Here is a 20,328-nt window from a genome sequence, read left to right as displayed (position 1 = left end):
ATATCATGCATAAAGTATACCTCAAACCCGGCAAAGAAGAGTCTCTCAAAAGATTTCACCCCTGGATTTTCTCAGGTGCTATCTCCCGTTTCGACGGAGAACCCGAAGAAGGTGAAGTAGTAGAAGTATACACCTCAAAAAAAGAATTTATAGCCGAAGGACACTTCCAAATCGGAAGTATCGCTGTACGTGTGCTTTCTTTTCAACAGGAACCTATCAATCACGATTTCTGGAAGCGTAAGCTGGAAATAGCATACGATATGCGCCGCAGTATCGGTATCGCCACGAATCCGACCAATAATACCTATCGTCTGGTACACGGTGAAGGAGACAATCTTCCCGGATTGGTTATCGATGTCTATGCCAAGACTGCCGTTATGCAGGCACATTCGGCAGGAATGCACGTAGACCGTATGGTTATTGCCGAAGCCTTGTCCGAAGTAATGGGAGATCAGATTGAAAATATCTATTATAAATCAGAGACAACCCTTCCTTTTAAAGCAGACCTTTTCCCTGAGAACGGTTTTCTGAAAGGAGGAAGCAACGATAATATCGCACAAGAATATGGCTTGAAATTCCATGTAGACTGGTTGAAAGGTCAGAAGACCGGTTTTTTTGTAGACCAACGCGAGAACCGTTCTTTATTGGAACGGTACGCCAAAGGCCGTTCGGTACTTAATATGTTCTGTTATACCGGTGGCTTCTCGTTCTACGCCATGCGTGGAGGTGCCAAGCTCGTTCATTCTGTTGACAGTTCCGCTAAAGCGATCGACCTGACAAATAAGAATGTCGAATTGAATTTTCCCGGCGATCCCCGCCATGAAGCTTTTGCCGAAGACGCTTTCAAGTATCTTGACCGTATGGGCGATCAGTATGATTTAATCATTCTTGATCCTCCTGCTTTCGCCAAACATAAAGATGCGTTACGAAATGCACTGCAAGGTTATCGGAAACTGAATGCCAAAGCTTTCGAGAAAATCAAGCCGGGCGGCATTCTGTTTACTTTCTCCTGTTCGCAAGTAGTCAGCAAGGATAATTTCCGTACAGCCGTGTTTACAGCCGCAGCGATGTCAGGACGTAGTGTACGCATTTTGCATCAACTGACCCAACCTGCCGACCATCCGGTAAACATTTATCATCCTGAAGGAGAATATCTGAAAGGGCTGGTACTCTATGTAGAATAACCGAATCCGTGCAATCTGTGGTGAAACAGCAAGCAATAGCAGAAAAAAGAAGGATTCAAAGTTAATTAGAGTTAACAAACAGAAGTTTTATAGCAAGACATTATGTTGTATAACATAAAACCACTTATCTTTGCACTGTGTTTTTCATGGTATTAGATTTAAGGTTAACAAAGATTGGCTGTCTGGGATAGATAGCCTTCTTTTTTTTGTACCTTTTTCTCCGATTACTAGTTCACCTATCCAATGAAAATATTATATTTGCATCTATTATCAACTATCAACGAGAAAGAGAAACACAAATTTAAAAAGTCATGAGTATAAAAGTTCGTTTGATTATTATGAACTTCCTGCAATTCTTTGTATGGGGGTCATGGTTAATATCATTAGGTGGTTATATGGGCAGAGAACTCCACTTCGAAGGTGGACAGATCGGCGCCATTTTCGCCACAATGGGAATCGCTTCTTTAGTAATGCCCGGTATCATCGGTATCATAGCCGATAAATGGTTTAATGCAGAACGGTTATACGGACTTTGCCATATCATAGGAGCCGCTTGCCTTTTCTACGCCTCTACAGCAACGGACTACGATCATATGTATTGGGCGATGTTACTTAATCTGCTGGTATATATGCCTACCCTATCACTCGCCAATACTGTTTCATACAATGCATTAGAGCAATATAAATGCGATCTGATCAAAGACTTCCCTCCTATCCGTGTATGGGGAACTATCGGTTTTATCTGTGCCATGTGGGCGGTAGACCTTACCGGTTTCAAGAATTCGAGCGCGCAGCTTTATGTAGGCGGTGCTTCCGCACTATTGCTCGGCCTTTATTCATTCACCCTACCGGCTTGCCTGCCTACCAAATCTGAAAACAAATCATGGCTTTCAGCTTTCGGACTGGATGCATTGGTGTTATTCAAAAGAAAGAAAATGGCTATTTTCTTCCTATTCTCCATGCTCTTGGGAGCTGCACTACAAATCACCAACACTTATGGAGATCTCTTCCTGAGTAGTTTTGCCGGCATTCCGGAATTTGCCGACTCTTTTGGAGTGAAACATTCGGTTATATTGTTATCCATATCACAAATGTCCGAGACATTATTCATTCTCGCTATCCCCTTCTTCCTGAGACATTTCGGAATCAAACAGGTAATGCTGATCAGTATGTTCGCTTGGGTATTCCGGTTTGGACTGTTCGGCTTCGGAGATCCGGGTTCCGGACTTTGGATGCTCATCCTTTCTATGATTGTTTACGGTATGGCCTTTGATTTCTTCAACATTTCCGGTTCATTGTTTGTTGAACAAGAAACCAATTCTTCCATTCGTGCCAGCGCACAGGGGCTATTCTTTATGATGACCAACGGATTGGGAGCGATTATCGGCGGATATGCCAGCGGCGCTGTGGTGGATGCATTCTCCGTATATGCCGATGGCAGGCTGGTAAGCCGCGAGTGGACAGATATTTGGCTGATATTTGCAGCTTATGCACTCGTTATAGGTGTTTTGTTTGCTTTAGTATTCAAATACAAACACCAGCGAGAAAGTCAAAACTAATTAAGTAAGAAAAAACAATGGATAAAAAGGTAGAATTACAAGTTATAAATATTACAAACAGTCAGGCACAGATAGGCGCATTTGCCATGCTGTTAGGCGAAGTGGACGGTGAGCGGCAATTGCCTATCATCATCGGTCCGGCAGAAGCCCAAGCCACCGCTTTATACCTGAAAGGAGTGAAAACTCCCCGTCCGTTGACACACGATTTATTCATTACAAGCCTCACCGTACTGGGGGCAAGCTTGATACGTGTATTGATTTATAAAGCCAAAGACGGTATTTTCTACTCCTATATCTATCTTAAAAAAGACAACGAGATTATACGAATCGACGCACGTACTTCGGATGCGATAGCATTGGCTGTACGTGCCGATTGCCCGATTCTTATCTATGAATCCATTCTTGAACAAGAGTGCCTGCACCTGTCGGGAGAAGAAAGAACTCGTTCCGGACAGATAAATGATGAGGGAATATCTCTTGAAGAAGCATTGCAACAGGCTATCAAAGAGGAGAACTACGAGCTGGCTGCCCGGATACGGGACCAGATTAATTCAAGAAACAATAATCAGTAATTAACATTATGCACGTTTTTTATACTCCCGATATACAGAAAAGTAACGAACTGCCCGATGAGGAAGCACAACATTGCATCCGTGTTTTACGGTTGAATATCGGAGATGAAATCACCCTTACCGACGGTGAGGGAAACTTCTATAAAGCAGAAATTACGGCAGCGACCAACAAACGTTGCCTGGTGGCTATCAAGGAAACCATATTTCAGGAACCACTCTGGCCTTGTCATCTTCACATTGCCATGGCACCGACAAAGAATATGGACCGTAACGAATGGTTTGCAGAGAAAGCTACCGAAATAGGATTTGACGAATTAACCTTCCTCAACTGCCGTTTCTCGGAACGTAAAGTTATCAAGACCGAACGAATCGAAAAGATTCTCATATCGGCTATCAAACAATCACTCAAAGCACGATTGCCGAAACTGAATGAAATGACCGATTTTGATAAGTTCATTACCCGTGAGTTCAAAGGACAGAAGTTTATCGCACATTGCTATGAAGGCGACAAACCTTTATTGAAAAACATTCTCAAACCCGGAGAAGACGCGCTTGTCCTGATAGGTCCCGAAGGAGACTTCAGCGAAGAGGAAGTAAAGAAAGCCATTGAACAAGGATTTGTCCCAATCAGTCTGGGTAAATCACGGCTTCGTACGGAGACAGCCGCTTTGGCAGCCTGTCATATATTGAATCTTCAAAACCAATAACACAACAATCGACTGAATAGATGATTATACAACTTTTAAATAACATAAGTATGGTAAAGAAAATGATTTCACGACTCTCGGTACTGGCAGTACTGATTGTTTTTCTGGCAGCATGTTCCAAGACATCAGAGTACACAAATGTGATACCGGCTGATGCTTCGGTAGTTGCTTCTATCAACCTCAAATCCCTCGCAAGCAAAGCCGGATTGGACGATAAAGAGAATGAAGCTGCCAAACAAAAAATACTGGAAGCACTGAAGAGTGGAATGAACGCCGCTACTTTCCAACAATTGGAGAAGATTATGAAAAACCCCAGTGAATCGGGAATTGACGTGGAATCTCCGGTCTATGTATTCTCGTCCTCTTCTTTCCCATACCCCACTATCGTAGGAAAAGTGAGCAACGAAGACAATTTGCATGCTTCATTGGATGTAATGGCAAAAGAACAGATCTGCCAGCCGGTGAGCGAAGCCGATGAATACAGTTTTACGACAACAAACGGAGATTTGCTTGTATTCAATAACCTCACTGTGATGATCATCGACGTAAACGGAGCTTCCCAGACCGAAAAAGCCAAAGAAGGCATTGTTACTCTAATGAAACAGACAGCAGAGAACAGTATCGCAAAATCCGGAGCTTTCCAAAAAATGGAAAAGCAGAAAAACGATATTAATTTCTTCGCATCCATGACAGCCATTCCTTCCAATTACCGCAATCAAGTAAGCATGGGGCTACCTGCCGAAGTAAAACCGGAAGATATTACTCTTGTGGGAGGATTGAATTTTGAGAAAGGCAAGATTGCCCTCAAGACAGAGAACTATACCGAAAACGACGCTGTAAAGGCTTTACTGAAAAAGCAAATGGAATCTTTCGGGAAAGCCAACAATACTTTTGTCAAATATTTCCCGGCTTCCACACTAATGTTTTGCAATATAGGAGTGAAAGGAGAAGGACTTTATAATCTGCTAAGCGAAAATAAAGAATTCCGCAATACGGTATCCATTGCCAAAGCCGACGAAGTGAAAGAATTATTCAGTTCATTCAATGGAGATGTTTCCGGAGGCCTTATCAATTTCACGATGAGCAGTGCTCCGACCTTTATGATATACGCTGATGTCAAAAATGGAAATGCACTTGAAACTCTTTATAAAAACAAGCAGTCGTTGGGACTGAAAAGAGGTGAAGACATTCTGGAACTTGGAAAAGATGAATATGTCTACAAAACAAAAAGCATGAATATATTCTATGGAATCAAGAATAAACAAATGTATGCGACGAATGATGAGTTACTTTACAAAAATGTCGGCAAAGCAGTAGACAAGTCCATCAAAGATACTCCTTATGCTTCCGACATGAAGGGTAAAACCGTATTTATGGCTATCAATGCCGAAGCGATACTCGATCTGCCCGTTGTTAAAATGATAACAGGTTTCGGAGGCAAGGAAGTAAAGACTTACCTTGAATTAGCCAACAAAGTATCTTATCTATCTATCAGTTCAGAAGGTGAAACCAGCGAAATCGACCTTTGCCTGAAAGATAAAGATGTCAATGCTCTTAAACAAATCGTTGACTTTGCCAAGCAATTTGCCGGCATGTAATCTGTAAACAAACGGTATGAATAGTATTCACTTACAGCAAACACTTCCCCAAGTGTTTGCTGACCGTAATTCGATAGTCTCGGATATATGGCATCAGGATCTTTTCTTCCGAAAAGGAAAAATGTATCTGATTGAAGCAGCTTCCGGCACCGGTAAGTCCTCGTTGTGCAGTTACATCTATGGCTATCGAAACGATTATCAAGGGATTATCAATTTCGATGAAACAAATATCAAAGCATACTCCGTGAAACAATGGGTAGACTTGAGAAAACATTCATTGAGTATGCTTTTTCAAGACTTGCGCATCTTTACCGAACTTACCGCTCTCGAAAACGTACAACTGAAAAACAACCTTACCGGATATAAAAAGAAGAAGGAAGTTCTCGCATACTTCGAGCAGTTGGGTATTGCAGATAAAATCAATGTAAAAGTCGGTAAACTGTCTTTCGGACAGCAGCAACGCGTTGCTTTTATCCGTGCACTCTGCCAACCGTTCGATTTTCTTTTCCTCGATGAGCCGATCAGCCATCTGGACAATGAGAACAGCCGTATCATGGGAGAAATTATCACAGCCGAAGTTGAAAGGCAAGGAGCCGGAGTCATCGCAACTTCCATTGGCAAGCATATTGATTTACCTTACGACCACATCTTCCAACTATGACCAGCTGTCTCATAAGAAAATACTATCACGCTCTTTCAAACCGTTAATTGTAATCTGTAAAATCGTAAACAAAATGTCTGCTCTTGTCTGGAAACTCCTCCGCCAACATATCAGTATCGGCCAGCTGGCCGGTTTCTTCTTGGCCAACCTATTCGGAATGATGATTGTATTGCTTAGTATGCAATTCTATAAGGATGTGATTCCGGTATTCACCGAAGGAGACAGCTTTATGAAAAAAGATTTCATCATAGCTACAAAGAAGATCAGCACGCTGGGGGCTTTCGCAGGAAAAAGCAATACATTCACAGCCGAAGACATCACCGACCTGAAAAAACAGCCGTTTACTAAAACAATAGGAGCTTTCACTCCTTCACAATTCAAAGTATCAGCCGGATTAGGGATGCAGGAAGCAGGAATCCACCTTTCCACAGATATGTTTTTCGAATCAGTCCCTGACGAATTTGTCGACATCAAACTCGACAAATGGCATTTTGACGAATCCACTCATACAATCCCTATCATTATTCCCCGCAATTATCTGAACCTGTATAATTTCGGATTTGCCCAAAGCCGCAATCTGCCCAAGCTCTCGGAAGGATTGATGAGCCTTATCCAAATGGACATAATGATGCGAGGCAACGGACGGGTAGAACAATACAAAGGAAACATTGTCGGCTTTTCCAATCGTCTGAACACCATTCTCGTGCCGCAATCATTTATGAAATGGGCTAACGAAAACTTCGCTCCGGGTGCAGAAGCACAACCTTCGCGACTAATCATAGAAGTCAACAACCCTGCCGACTCTTCCATTGCAGGTTACTTCCAGAAAAAGGGATATGAAACAGAAGACGGAAAACTGGATGCAGGAAAGACCACTTATTTTCTCCGCCTCATTGTAGGAATAGTATTGGGAGTAGGTTTATTTATCAGCATTCTCTCATTCTATATATTAATGCTAAGTATCTTCTTGTTACTACAGAAAAACACCACAAAATTGGAAAGCTTATTATTAATCGGTTATAGTCCCAACAGAGTGGCATTGCCTTATCAATTACTCACGGTAGGTTTAAATATTGTCGTACTTGTCCTATCCATCGGACTAGTCTACTGGTTACGTGGTTATTACCTCAACAGTATCCAATTACTTTTCCCGCAATTGGAAACAGGTTCATTATGGGTAGCCGTCAGTATGGGAATTCTGTTATTCCTCGTTGTATCTGTAATCAATATACTCACAGTCAGAAAGAAGATTTTTTCCATTTGGACACATAAGTCGTAAATGTAAAGCACACAGTATGAAAAGCAAGACTACGTTTTCTATCAATCAAAGTTCAATGGCTTTCCTCATCGGAATGCTGTTGTGTATTTCCTCAGCACCGGTAACCGTATCTGCACAAAACATGCAAGATACCATCATAGCCCATTTTAATCTGCTGGAAAAAGTACCTCAGGAAAAACTATATCTGCACCTGGATAAACCTTTCTATGGAGCAGGGGAGAAAATATGGTTTAAAGGGTATTTGGTAAATGCAGTCACACATCAGGATAATACACAAAGTAACTTTATCATTACAGAACTTGTCAATCGTTCCGACTCGATCATAGAACGGAGAAAGATTCGCAGAGATTCCTTAGGATTCCATAATGCCTTCTCACTTCCTCCCACGCTCCCTGCAGGCGATTATTACCTGCGAGGATACAGTAATTGGATGCTTAACCAAGAACCGGAATTCTTTTATTCTCACAATCTGAAGATCGGTAATTCGATTGATAATACAATCGTTTCCACCATTGAATATCAACAGGAAGATGAAACACACTACACCGCTAAAATAAAATTTACCAGCAATACTCAGGAAACGTTCAACAATACAACGATTCGTTACCGTTATATCGAAAATGGCAAAGTGGAAGACAAAGGAAAGAGGAAGACAGACGAGCATGGTCTTATTTCTATTTCCCTGCCGGATTTAAAACCTGCCGCCACCCGACAGATCATAGTAGAATTTGACGATCCCCAATACATCTATAAGAAAACCTTCTACCTGCCTTCATTCACAAAAGATTTTGATATCAAATTCTTCCCGGAAGGCGGTGCATTATTAGCTGTCCCCCACCAGAATATAGCTTTCAAAGCGCAGGGAGCGGACGGTCTGTCAAAAGAAATAGAAGGTTTCCTGTTCAACTCACAAGGAGACACCTTGACCGTTTTTCGTTCCGAGCACGATGGTATGGGAGTTTTTACCTTAAATCCAAGTGATGGAAATTCCTACTATGTAATTGCCAAATCCGATGATGGTATCAGCAAGCGATTCAATCTTCCCGCTGTCGAACAGCAAGGAATTACCCTCTCTATGACGCACTACAAAAAGGAGATACGTTATGAAATCCAGAAAACAAGTACAACCGAATGGCCTGAAAGGTTATTCTTAATAGCACATACTCGTGGCAAATTAGCTATTCTGCAACCGATCAATGCGAGCAAACCTTTCGGAAGAATGAATGACAGCCTGTTTCATGCCGGTATCACCCATTTTATGCTTATCGACCAACAGGGCAATGCGCTTAGTGAGCGGTTGGTTTTCATCCCCGACCGTAATCCACATCAGTGGCAAATCCTTCCCGACAAACCGACATACGGAAAAAGAGAAAAGGTATCTCTGCAAATCGCAGCTAAAGATCATAACGGCAGTCCCATAGAAGGAAGTTTTTCTATCAGCATTACCGATCGGAGAAGTATCCGGCCGGATTCCCTAGCAGATAATATGGTATCAAACCTTCTTCTGACTTCCGATCTGAAAGGTTATGTGGAAAATCCCGGATATTATTTTCTCCGCCAAGATCTCAGAACTCTACGTACCCTGGACTTCTTAATGATGACACACGGGTGGCGCAGACATCATATCAAAAATGTAGTAACTCCACCTTCTTTGAATCTAGCCAACTACATAGAAAAGGGGCAAACGATCAGTGGACGAATCAAAGGGTTCTTTGGAGGTAATGTGAAAAAAGGCCCTATCTGTGTCTTAGCTCCCAAACAAAAGATTGTTGCTACCACTACTACGGACGAAAAAGGAGAATTTATCGTGAATACATCATTCAAAGATAGTACAACTTTCCTCGTACAGGCACGCACCAAAAGGGGATTTGCCGGAGTAGACATAGAAATCGATACTCCTAAATATCCGGCAGCCTCCCCAAAATCGCCTTTCCGTAATGAAGCAGCAACCTTTATGGAAGACTATTTACTCAACACACGTGACCAATACTATATGGAAGGAGGTATGAGGGTGTATAACCTGAAAGAAGTACTTGTCACGGGAAGTCGTAAAAAGCCCGGTTCGGAGAGTATCTACACAGGAGGTATCAACACTTACACTATCGAAGGGGATAAATTGGAGAATTATGGTGCACAGACAGCCTTCGATGCAGTCAGCAGACTTCCGGGAGTCAGTGTGACAAACGGCAATGAGATACATATCCGAAATAATCCCGAGCAACCCGTCATTGTTATTGATGACGTTGTGTATGAAGACGACAATGATATCCTGACTATGATACAGACTGGCGATATGTCCAGTCTGAGCCTTCTTCGTGGAGCGGACGCTGCCATATTAGGTTCTCGTGGTGCGGCAGGCGCCATTGTTATCACACTGAAAGAGGGCAAAGATCTTCCTGCAAGACCCGCGCGAGGCATTATCACATACACTCCGCTAGGCTACAGCGATTCTGTCGAATTCTATCAACCCACTTACGATACTCCTGAAAAGAAGAATGCACAGCGTTCGGATTTAAGAAGTACGATTTATTGGAATCCAGCACTGCAACTGAATGCAGAAGGAAAAGCAACCATTGAATATTATACTCCGGACAGTACCGCACCGGAAGATATAACCATAGAGGGAGTGGACAAAAACGGAAAGGTATGCCGGATAGTTCAAACAATCAACAATTGATAGCAGTTCAAGCTCCTCAATAGCTTTTATATTAGGGTATCCTTGTCCTATCAAGCAAGCACTATTGTGTTAAGGTGCCTTTATCCCTGTTTTATCAAGCCGGTATTGTTCCATTGAAACACCGACATTGTTAATTCACCACGACCGTGGAGAGATCTTCTCACGGCTGTGAAGAGAAGCTACCACGGCTGTGGAGAGAAGTCGTCACGGTCGTGGAGAGTTAAAGATAAAGGCACCCTAACTGAATAATACCGGCATTTCAACACTACTTTACCGTCAGCTTAGCCTTATTCTTCCAGTATCTCAAAAGCGTATAACCACGTATTTATCAAACAATCCACCTGGGAAAGAGACAAAAAGCAGGCTGACAATAAAAGTATCATCTCCTATTGTCAGCCTATTATCAGCATCTATTGTCAGCTATATTTTCACTGATAATCAGCGGATTAATTGTTATCCTGACAGATTGACAATAAAAACTGAATAAAAAACCTTGTATCTTGAGTCAAAGTAATCAACTTGAATTAAAGTAATCAGTTACTCTTCATATACATCATCATTGTGGCATTGTCATTCCATTGGCAGGAGCAGCATCATCATTCGGATGAATTGTTGCATAATAATCTCCCAAAGAAGTCAACTTACCGTCTTTATCAACTAACATTGAAGTCCATAGGCCTGCCATTGTCGGGCTTCCACTAAACCATGCATACCGAAACACTTCATCCATATTCTCATAATCCGTAAGCACGGGTTCTATAAAATTATTACGAATCCACTCTTCTGAAACTTTGTTGGTTTCAGGCTGTCCGGAAGTGGCACTATCATCTCTGGGGGCAAACTCCGTGATCCAGATTTTCTTACCATAAGTAGAGAATATCTTCTTAACCTGGTCTGAATATGTCTGGGGAGATTGTCCCATATAGATATGTAGAGCAATATAATCCATCCGCAAATTCTGACTTTGCACCCCTTTCATAAAGTCATTGAACCATGCGGCTCCAGGCCAAGAGACAGCAGGACTTACCAGTTTAATACCCGGATCAAGTCCGTCAGAAAGCTTCTTCCAATCTTCCAATGCCTGTTCGACACTCATATTACCCTCCTCTTTCAGATCGGGTTCATTAAAGCCGAGTACATAGAATATCTTTTTCTGACGATATAAATCATTTACCATATCAATATTGGATTGAGTGACATTGGTATGGCCCCAGAACATCGGCACGAACTCCACGTTTTGTGGAGCGTATGGGTCCTGACATCCAGTCAGTCCCCATGTATAATACCAATTTGCTTTCAGATTTATAATATTCGCCCACCATTGTCCAGTACTTGTTCCCAAGCTAAATCCACAACCACGCTTATAGGTAGTTGCTTTATTAGACGATGTAACAGTTCCATCTTCATCCGTAAGATCAGTTATCATTTGATCTTTGGTGCAAGCACCGAACAAAGTCAGTATGCACATGAATGTAAATATCTTATTTATTGTTTTCATAGTTCTTCTTATTTACGTTTATAACCTACATTCTTAAGGGTCAGCTTGCCATCTTTCCATTCCCAAACATTCATATCAAAGCCTAATGATTGATACCATGACTGCGTCATCTGCGCCTGACTAACTGTTCCACCATCCAGCCCTGCCGCATCATCAATAGCGGAAGAACTGATGTCTTCATTGTTTCCATCAAGGAGTGTGACATTATATGTCCAGTTGTCGGCTAACGGAGCACCCGGATTACTACTTACAGTTGCAGGATTGATAGCAGAAATACGCTGCACTTTGGCTCCTTTTATTGTGGTAGATTCTACCACACAACCTTTGGTAGTTCCATTGTTCTGATAATTTCCATTAATTCCGGTAACAGCCTTACTCGTTCCAACAATTCCGGATATATCGGTATTACGCACAATACAGTTGGTAGCATACTTTTTATTAGTACCACATATACCTGCCGCATTACCATTCGAGCCGCTCACCGTATTGCTTACCGAAGCATTCTCAACCAAACAGTTCAATACATTAACTCCTACTCCGGCAATACCTCCGACATCATTCCCGCTCCTTACGGTTCCGGTAAACATACATTCCTCAATCTTCATGTCATTGTTATTGTTGGCTCCGAAGATACCTCCAACACCATTAGCTCCAGAAGTAGTAGCAGTAATTGTCATTGAAGAAAGGCATCCTTTTATCAAGTCGGGACCCTCACCACGTCCAACAATACCCGCAATACGAGTTTTGGAACCGGTGACTGTCAGAGTTCCCTCCGACGTACAATTACGTACTATGGCTTCACTGCCCGTACCCTTGTTACGTCCGGCAATACCACCAACCATACCACAAGTAGCTGTCATATCCAAATTTACATAACAGTTTTCAATGACACCTTGCGCTAGGTTATCACCTACAATACCGCCCAACAAATCACCGGTATTTGTACTAACGATCTTTCCGGATACTTCAATATCACGAACTGTTCCTTGATTAATTCCGGCAATTGTTCCGAAAGACTTAGTTGCAGCAACATCTACATCTACAAATTTGAGATCGTGGATGGTTCCCTTATTAGTTTTCACAAATCCTGAATTAGCATCCTTTGCATTTATCTTCAACCCTGTTACTGTATATCCTTTACCATCCAAATCACCCGCAAATTCTCCTATCATCGCCCATTCTCCAGCCAGCTGAATATCATTCTGTAAGACAATATAGCTTGAAGGAGCATTTGTCATCATTGCAGCCAACTGTTCTCCGTCCGCTACGATATATGGAGAAGATTCAGAACCATCGCCACCTTCATTCATCTTCTTTGAAGCAATAGTGATAATCTTAGGTAAAGAAATAACATTAGATCCACTTCCGGTTTCCGCTAATTTCAGTTCGATTGTAATATCACCATTCTCAAAGCCACCATTAGTAATATCAGCAGTGATTTTTCCATCAGAGAAACTGTAAGAAATATCTGCATTTGTCGTATTTGTAACTACATTTATAGATATATCCAACGGAAGGACATCAAGTAATTCACTTGCTGACATTTCCCCTAGTGTAATATTAATCAATGTCGGAAAATCCTTACCAATTGTCAATATACGACTATCTTTCTCCTCGCCGGAAGCAATCAACACTGCCAAATTATTTTCTCCTTTGACCAGTACATTATCTGCATTACAGTTCTCTAGAGCCACAACACTACTAGCTGCTACTCCGGCAACAATATTACGACCGGTCACTTCACCACTGAAATTCAAATTCTTCACTTCTGCTCCTGTACCTATTGCTCCGAAGAATGCCTGAGAGTCATTTATAGGGGCATTAATATGATAAGTTATCTGGTGACCATCTCCATTCAAAACACCAACGAACGGCGTTTCTAATGTTCCTACCGGCGCCCAATTCGATTCTACCTCTATATCATCCGTGAGAATAAATGCTTTATCCAAAGCAAACCTTAACTTATTCAATCCGTCGGCATCAGAAATCTGATAAGGCGATTCTACCGTACCGGCTCCCTCACTAAATGCATTTACGCTGATTTCTTTTACAACCGGTGTACGTGCACCGAACGAGGCTGTAATCTCTACTGTTCCTGACAATAATTCAGCATTAGGAATCAATGTAACGACACCCTGTCCGGTATTCAAATCCTGTGTGATCTTCACATTCAACCCTTGAAGTTCAGAGGCCGTTACCGCAGCCATAGTAGGCAGTACTGTAAATGGAATCTCAACCGTCGACTTCATATTAGTGATCGGGGTAGCCTCCATTTTAAATTCAATACTACCGGAAGGATCTGTATCTTCAAAGATTACAACAGATACTGTTGTTTCATATTGATAACCCATATATTCTACCGACACCGGCAAATACATAATACCCAATTCCACAGGTACACCCATAATCCGTAATTTTACAGTTCCGGCTTTATCGTCCAAAGCTAAAGATGTTTTCTCTATACGGATTCCATTCACCTCTTCCGAACTAAATGTAGCCGTTCCACCCACTGCATTCACATAAGAAATCGAAGCCTGACAATTAGACAATAATTCCGCTCCCTGCACAAAACTACCTTCTACGCTATTATGTTCAGTATCCAGCGCAAAGGATATATACTTATTCTCTTCATCTTTGTTACACCCCACTAATAAGATAAGGCCCAACAAATATAACAGTATATTATTTTTCATATCTATCACAATTTTAATAGTCAACATTCACTTAATTAGCAGGCTCTGTTGCCGCTTCCGGATCAATCCAGCCTTTCCGTATCATTACAATCTGGCGGGTAGCTCCATCCGAACAGCTTTTCCACACTACCATCTTATCATCCGTTATTGATTTTATCTGATAATTGGCACTCCAATCCGTGAAATAGAAAAGAAAACCACCGTTTCCATCTGCCGTTTTCGGCAATAACAAAGAGTAATTACCGGCACCATCCTTTAGAATTGTCCATGTCATTTTCTCAGGAGGGGTACACTGTACAAGATAATCTCCGGACGCTCCCGGATAGAATGCAGAAATCTTATCCGCACGTGTTGTTTTCCATGCAGGATCTTTCACCAACAGAGAATAAATTCCGGCTCCTGCATTAGGATTTCCAGCTGCAATCGGATTAGAAGCCGCACAACTAGAGCCGTTGTTTTCGTAAATAAAAGCAGGTCCGTCTGTATCCGTCAACTTAAATGTTATCTCATCATCATACATACCTCCACCGGTTTTATTATTTGCACGATTCTGATGACCTGCTATTTGAGCCGCCCAATCGCCATTTCCTCCCTTCTGAGGATTCTTGATAAGGTGTCCCGGAAGCAAAGAATCTACTACCCAAGTCTTTCCCTTTTCATTATTAATACCACCTGTCAATTTCTCATAAATCGGATCACTCAGCAAATCATAATTGCTCTTTATCACAGGAAGTACAATAGAAACGGAATTAGTTTGCCCGCCTTGTCCAAAAGCTTTCAATGTAACAGAATAATTGCCGGGAAAAGGAAACTCACCTGTCACAGAACTAACACCATCAGCAACAACTCCGTTGCCTAAATCCCAAAATCCGATAACATCGGCAGGGGTTGTCTTAAATGTATATGTATTAGGCTTTTCACCCGGAATTACAATAATTTTCAAGTCCTGAATAGGTTCCTCCAATCCCATCCTATCATCCGGCGAACAACTAGCCAGAACCGACATGACAACTAATACAACATATAAATATTTATTTCTTATCATAACTTATCTTCTTTAATGGTTAATACCCCGGATTTTGTTTCAACGAACCTTTTGACTGACTGATATCATACTGCGGAATCGGCATTAATCCTGCTCTCGTTTTATTATATACCACACTAAACTCATTCGGTTCGCCATTAGTCAATATTTTATCCGCATAATCTTGTCCTCTACGAAGGATATCCCAATAACGGTGTCCTTCTAAAGACAATTCATAGATTCTTTCCTTATCGATCAAATCCAGTGTCAGCTGATTCTGAGAAAGATTCACACTTCCCGCTCCCAATGCTCTTTCACGTACACGTTTATAATAACTCAACGCTTTCGCCTTATCTCCGTATAATAATTCTAATTCAGCTCCCATTAACAAAACATCTGCAAAACGAATCATCGGATAATTGTTACGATAGTTCAGTTCTCGTGTGCCTCCATACCGGCAATTATTAGCTGTAAGCGGAGTAAACTTCCGATTAAAAAAGCCTGTGTTCTGATATCCTTTTGTATAATTCAATCCTTCTCCGTCATTATCACCAACTGCCGGTTCTGCATTAATGAAAGTGGCCAATCTACGAGGATCGTTGGCTTCAAACCGATCGAAAAGTGTTTTGCTGACAGGAGCAAACGACCATCCGGCTGCATATGCACCTCCAACATCACGCATCCCCCAAAGAATGACAGCTTGGTTACCTAAACAACCCTGCCGGTTCTTCCAGTCACCCCATTTAGATAAATCAGTATACTGAATTTCAAACACTCCTTCTATATTATTCTTATTTGCTACATCAAACAGAGGAGATGTTTTACTAGCCAACGTATATTCTCTGTCATACGCATTAGGCATCAGATCGTGTCCACTGTTCTCGATAACATCCTCAATGTATCCGACAATATCTTGCGCACTTACTTCCGGTAACTGATTTTGTTGATAATAGCCTGTGTAATACAACCAGACTCTTGCCAATAATGATTGGGCAGCAGCCCGAGTTACCCTGCCTTTATCGGCAGCGTCCAACTGTAAAGAGGAGGTCGGAAGACTATAGTTGCCTTCTGAATCCTTAGCATTGATAGCCTCCAACAAATCTTCTGCAATTTGCTTATATATAATTTCCGGAGCAACTTGTTCTTGTCCATAATCAGCAGGAGTAATCGGAGTCAAAATCAAAGGTACATTTCCAAAGAGGCGAACCACATCAAAATAATAATTAGCACGTAAGAAAAGAGCCTCAGCTTTATATCGTGTCCGCAAGTTCTCGTCTACAAACTTAATATTATCAATCTTTACCAATAACTGGTTTGTACGATAGATACCTGTGAAGTATTTATACCATAAAGCTTCCGGAGCCGGATCGTTCACACGCATCTCAAAAGTATTAATACGGCCTGTAGTAGGAATATCATTAGCATTGGCACCACCAGCATAACAAGCGTCTCCCAATATCTCACTCACTATCTCGAAGGCACAATTCTGAGGGCTACCCGCAGCTGTACTGGGAGCGCTCCAATTCAATATATTATATGCAGAAGTCAGAGCTTGAAAAGCATCATTCTGATCTCTGTAAAAATTCTCTGTCACCTGTGTCATAGGCGGCTCCAAATCCAACAAATCACCACAGGACGTTACAAGTCCCAATATAAACATCAGTATAGATGATTTCAATATATTATTTCTATTCATAATCGTATGTATTTATCAGAATGTTACATTAATACCGAAAGATACCGTTCTAGGATGAGGATATACACCGGAATCTACTCCTGTACTCATTACTCCACCACCTATTTCCGGATCATAGCCTTCATATTTAGTAAAAGTGAACAAGTTATTTACCGAAGCATATACCCGGAGGCTTTCGATATAATAATTCTTCAATAATTTGGTAGTATATCCCAACATGATATTTCTTACTCTGAAATAGCTACCGTCCTTCACATGAAAATCAGACGGTTTGCTCCACGACTGATTTGTATCATTGGTCGTTACACGAGGAATAGAATTAGAAGTACCTTCTCCGTGCCAACGTCCTAATGCCCATGACTGATAGTTACTCATCGGCAAATCCATTCTACGCAACACGCTAAATACCTTGTTGCCAATCGTTCCACTTGTGTTGATCGTCAAATCAAAACCACGATATTCAAGATTCAAATTGAAACCATACGTTACGTCCGGATAAGGATTTCCCAAATTTTGGCGGTCATTGTCATCAATAACCCCATCATTATTGGTATCCTGAAAACGAAAATCGCCCGGCTTCGCATCCGGTTGGATCAGTTGTTTGGTACCGTCCTCATTAATATGTATATAAGAGTTCACCTCCTCCTGATTTTGGAAAATACCCATGGTCTTATATCCCCAAAAATATGCCATCGGATACCCCTTCTCCATCCTTGTGACTGCACCTGACATACCTTGTACGGTAGTACCCGCCACAAATCCTGTATAAGTACCTACATACGTCACTTCATTTTTGTTATAAGCCATATTAGCACTTACTGTCATATTCAATTTGTTAATCCGCTTTTTATAACTTACAAAAGCCTCAAATCCTTCATTACGAACCGAACCGGCATTCATGGTAGGGAATGTATTTCCCAAAAATAAAGGAGTGGGAGAAGTCAATAATAAGTCTTTTGTGTTCTTACGATAATAGTCCAAATTGACTGTCAAACAATTAAAGAAAGTAGCATCTACCCCAATATTGGTCTGTTCAATTGTCTCCCATTTCAAATCAGGGCTCAAGACCTTAGTAGGAGCAGCTCCCGTAGAAATAGCCTGCCCATCCAACTGACTTCCAAAAGCATAGCCCAAACCATAGGTAGAGATGGTAGACATATATTGGAAGTCACCAATATTTTCATTACCATTACGTCCCCAACTTGCACGCAACTTCAATGCGTTCAGCCAATTGAAACGTGACATAAAACGCTCGTTCATCAGATTCCAACCTACAGAAACAGATGGGAATGTACCAAAACGGTTGTTTGGACCGAAGCGGGAAGAACCGTCACGACGTAAAGTAAATGTCATCATATAGCGGTCGTCGTAAGAGTAATTGGCACGGCCAAAATAAGAAAGCAGACGTGACGGATTGCGCATACCACCGGATACTCCAGCTGTAGCAGCCGTTGCCATACTTAAATAAGCATACTCCGGATCGTCAATAATCAAATCATTACGATTGCCGGACATGAAAGTAGCAGAACGGTCAATATAAGAAGTACCGATCAAAGCGGAAACAGTGTGGGCTCCATAGGTATGCCCCCAATTCAATACATTCTCATAACTCATGGACCAAGTATTTTCCATACTCTGACTCGCTCCATTAGCCGTTGTATTTCCAGTCGTTGAATTCAAGCGATATAACGGAGTATAACCATAAGAGACATTCCAGGTTCGTTCGGTTCCAATAGAAAAACGATATTTAAAATCTTTCAGAAAGCTGATCTCTGCGAAAGCTGAGCCTATCAACTTAAAATAATTGGAATTTCCATAAGAATAATGGATACGGGCCACAGGATTTACTATTTCCTGAGATACGTACTTTGAAGAACCAAAACCACCATAAAGCGGATCTTCATTCTTTGAATCGTACACCGGAGTCAACGGGTCCATATTCAATGCACTGACTAATGGACCTGCCGTTAAACTATTCTGTGTCACCGACTGCCGCTCTACTTTTGATAAAGATACATTTTCACCTACCTTAAGATGATCATCAAAGAAACGACGTTCAGAATTCAGGTTAACCGTAATACGCTTAAAATTTGATTTTCCTTTTGCTAAGATACCATCTTGGTTGAAATAGGAAGCAGATGTAAGGAAAGATCCTTTCTTATCCCCTCCAGAAAGAGATACTTGCGCCTGCATAGTAGGAGCATTACGATAAAGCACCGCTTCCTGCCAATCTGTACCTTTATTATATCCGGCAATTTGCTCTTCCGTAAAAGGTAATGGTTGCCCCCCATTCTGCGCAGCCTCGTTTTGTAAAATACAATATTCTTTCGCATTCAGTACATCTACTTTTCTTGCCAGATTCTGAATACCATAAGAAAAATTAGCAGTGACGGAAGTCTTGCCCTCACTCCCTTTTTTAGTAGTTACAAGAATAACCCCATTACCTCCGCGAGCTCCATAAATGGCTGATGATGCAGCGTCTTTCAGTACTTCAATGGATTCAATATCTGCAGGATTCAAGTATTCTATATCCCCCACCGCCATTCCATCGACAATATAAATAGGTTGTGCCGTACCATTTGTTCCGACACCACGAATACGAATGGAGGTTGAAGTTCCCGGCTGTCCGCTATTAGATATAATCTGTACTCCCGGTGTTTTTCCCTGCAGAGCATCATCCGCACGCATAATACCGGTCATTTCCAATTCACTTCCTTTGACGGAAGCGATAGCACCTGTCACCAAGCTCTTCTTTTGAACACCGTATCCAACAACTACAACCTCATCCAATGCCATCGCATCTTCTTTCAATTTGATGTTCAATTGGTTTCCGGATGCAGTCAGTTCTTGCTGTGAGTATCCTATATAAGAAACAAGTATTACCGGATTTCTTGTTGTAACGGTTAATGTAAACCGTCCGTCCAAGTCCGTTATCGTTCCCATAGTAGTCCCTTTAACTTTCACATTCACACCAATTAACGGATCACCGGTTTTATCATCCACTACCTGACCGGTAATTTTTCTCCCTTGCTGCTGGACACTTTGTATAGTCACCGCTTCAGCCCTACCTACTTGTTCTCCCATAATCTGCTGCAACGGTAATGCAGCTAGCAACAGAGAGAAAAATCGTAAATATAAATAACATACTTTTTTCATAATACTACTTTTGGTTAATTTATC

Annotated in this window: 13 protein-coding genes; 8 read left to right on the top strand and 5 right to left on the bottom strand. The window is 41.6% G+C overall.

Annotation, left to right across the window (positions count from 1 at the left end; all coding sequences use genetic code 11):
* Window positions 1-5: 5 nt before the first annotated feature.
* From ACNOGP_RS09210 to ACNOGP_RS09175, 8 genes are all read left to right on the top strand, one after another.
* Window positions 6-1,184, top strand: a complete 1,179-nt coding sequence (locus tag ACNOGP_RS09210) for a class I SAM-dependent rRNA methyltransferase (protein ID WP_007765161.1) — start codon at window positions 6-8, stop codon at window positions 1,182-1,184.
* A gap of 311 nt (window positions 1,185-1,495) precedes the next feature.
* Window positions 1,496-2,743, top strand: a complete 1,248-nt coding sequence (locus tag ACNOGP_RS09205) for a nucleoside permease (protein WP_143865429.1) — start codon at window positions 1,496-1,498, stop codon at window positions 2,741-2,743.
* Window positions 2,744-2,760: 17 nt separating this feature from the next.
* Entirely contained in the window at window positions 2,761-3,315 is a 555-nt protein-coding gene (locus ACNOGP_RS09200; RefSeq protein ID WP_143865431.1) for a bifunctional nuclease family protein, read from the top strand.
* A gap of 8 nt (window positions 3,316-3,323) precedes the next feature.
* Window positions 3,324-4,022 carry a 16S rRNA (uracil(1498)-N(3))-methyltransferase gene (locus tag ACNOGP_RS09195; RefSeq protein WP_186926867.1) on the top strand — a complete coding sequence of 233 codons (699 nt, stop codon included), beginning with the start codon at window positions 3,324-3,326 and terminating at the stop codon, window positions 4,020-4,022.
* 50 nt (window positions 4,023-4,072) lie between these two features.
* On the top strand, window positions 4,073-5,620 hold the full coding sequence (locus tag ACNOGP_RS09190) for a DUF4836 family protein (protein WP_186966851.1): 1,548 nt from the start codon (window positions 4,073-4,075) through the stop codon (window positions 5,618-5,620).
* A gap of 16 nt (window positions 5,621-5,636) precedes the next feature.
* Window positions 5,637-6,281 (top strand): ATP-binding cassette domain-containing protein, encoded by a 645-nt coding sequence (locus ACNOGP_RS09185; RefSeq protein ID WP_007757309.1) that lies wholly within the window; start codon window positions 5,637-5,639, stop codon window positions 6,279-6,281.
* A 73-nt stretch (window positions 6,282-6,354) separates the two neighbouring features.
* The gene (locus ACNOGP_RS09180; protein WP_418214754.1) at window positions 6,355-7,560 is read left to right on the top strand and encodes an ABC transporter permease; all 1,206 of its coding nucleotides are present in this window, start codon (window positions 6,355-6,357) and stop codon (window positions 7,558-7,560) included.
* Between the two features lie 16 nt (window positions 7,561-7,576).
* A complete protein-coding gene (locus ACNOGP_RS09175; protein WP_418214615.1) occupies window positions 7,577-10,237 on the top strand; it encodes a TonB-dependent receptor plug domain-containing protein in 2,661 nt (886 codons plus the stop codon).
* A 556-nt stretch (window positions 10,238-10,793) separates the two neighbouring features.
* Here the strand turns inward: ACNOGP_RS09175 and ACNOGP_RS09170 are convergent.
* From ACNOGP_RS09170 to ACNOGP_RS09150, 5 genes are read right to left on the bottom strand one after another with little or no spacing between them, the layout of a single operon-like run.
* Window positions 10,794-11,735: a glycosyl hydrolase gene (locus ACNOGP_RS09170; protein ID WP_255508065.1), complete on the bottom strand. Its 942-nt coding sequence runs from the start codon at window positions 11,733-11,735 to the stop codon at window positions 10,794-10,796.
* An 8-nt stretch (window positions 11,736-11,743) separates the two neighbouring features.
* Entirely contained in the window at window positions 11,744-14,428 is a 2,685-nt protein-coding gene (locus ACNOGP_RS09165; protein ID WP_186966923.1) for a hypothetical protein, read from the bottom strand.
* Window positions 14,429-14,459: 31 nt separating this feature from the next.
* Window positions 14,460-15,473, bottom strand: coding sequence for a hypothetical protein (locus ACNOGP_RS09160; protein WP_186966849.1), 1,014 nt, complete (start codon window positions 15,471-15,473; stop codon window positions 14,460-14,462).
* A 19-nt stretch (window positions 15,474-15,492) separates the two neighbouring features.
* Window positions 15,493-17,148, bottom strand: coding sequence for a RagB/SusD family nutrient uptake outer membrane protein (locus ACNOGP_RS09155; RefSeq protein ID WP_186966848.1), 1,656 nt, complete (start codon window positions 17,146-17,148; stop codon window positions 15,493-15,495).
* A gap of 15 nt (window positions 17,149-17,163) precedes the next feature.
* Window positions 17,164-20,304 (bottom strand): SusC/RagA family TonB-linked outer membrane protein, encoded by a 3,141-nt coding sequence (locus ACNOGP_RS09150; RefSeq protein ID WP_255508064.1) that lies wholly within the window; start codon window positions 20,302-20,304, stop codon window positions 17,164-17,166.
* Between the last annotated feature and the right edge of the window lie 24 nt (window positions 20,305-20,328).

Source organism: Bacteroides difficilis, from assembly GCF_048319815.1.
Taxonomy (GTDB): domain Bacteria; phylum Bacteroidota; class Bacteroidia; order Bacteroidales; family Bacteroidaceae; genus Bacteroides; species Bacteroides zhangwenhongii.
This window is presented reverse-complemented; position numbering and strand designations above follow the sequence as displayed.

Bases quoted from the DNA above. Each gene is read 5' to 3' on its own strand.
- ACNOGP_RS09205 (WP_143865429.1), top strand. From the start codon at position 1,496: ATGAGTATAAAAGTTCGTTTGATTATTATGAACTTCCTGCAATTCTTT.
- ACNOGP_RS09195 (WP_186926867.1), top strand. From the start codon at position 3,324: ATGCACGTTTTTTATACTCCCGATATACAGAAAAGTAACGAACTGCCC.
- ACNOGP_RS09210 (WP_007765161.1), top strand. From the start codon at position 6: ATGCATAAAGTATACCTCAAACCCGGCAAAGAAGAGTCTCTCAAAAGA.
- ACNOGP_RS09170 (WP_255508065.1), bottom strand. From the start codon at position 11,735: ATGAAAACAATAAATAAGATATTTACATTCATGTGCATACTGACTTTG.
- ACNOGP_RS09175 (WP_418214615.1), top strand. From the start codon at position 7,577: ATGAAAAGCAAGACTACGTTTTCTATCAATCAAAGTTCAATGGCTTTC.
- ACNOGP_RS09160 (WP_186966849.1), bottom strand. From the start codon at position 15,473: ATGATAAGAAATAAATATTTATATGTTGTATTAGTTGTCATGTCGGTT.
- ACNOGP_RS09180 (WP_418214754.1), top strand. From the start codon at position 6,355: ATGTCTGCTCTTGTCTGGAAACTCCTCCGCCAACATATCAGTATCGGC.
- ACNOGP_RS09155 (WP_186966848.1), bottom strand. From the start codon at position 17,148: ATGAATAGAAATAATATATTGAAATCATCTATACTGATGTTTATATTG.
- ACNOGP_RS09190 (WP_186966851.1), top strand. From the start codon at position 4,073: ATGGTAAAGAAAATGATTTCACGACTCTCGGTACTGGCAGTACTGATT.
- ACNOGP_RS09200 (WP_143865431.1), top strand. From the start codon at position 2,761: ATGGATAAAAAGGTAGAATTACAAGTTATAAATATTACAAACAGTCAG.
- ACNOGP_RS09150 (WP_255508064.1), bottom strand. From the start codon at position 20,304: ATGAAAAAAGTATGTTATTTATATTTACGATTTTTCTCTCTGTTGCTA.
- ACNOGP_RS09165 (WP_186966923.1), bottom strand. From the start codon at position 14,428: ATGAAAAATAATATACTGTTATATTTGTTGGGCCTTATCTTATTAGTG.
- ACNOGP_RS09185 (WP_007757309.1), top strand. From the start codon at position 5,637: ATGAATAGTATTCACTTACAGCAAACACTTCCCCAAGTGTTTGCTGAC.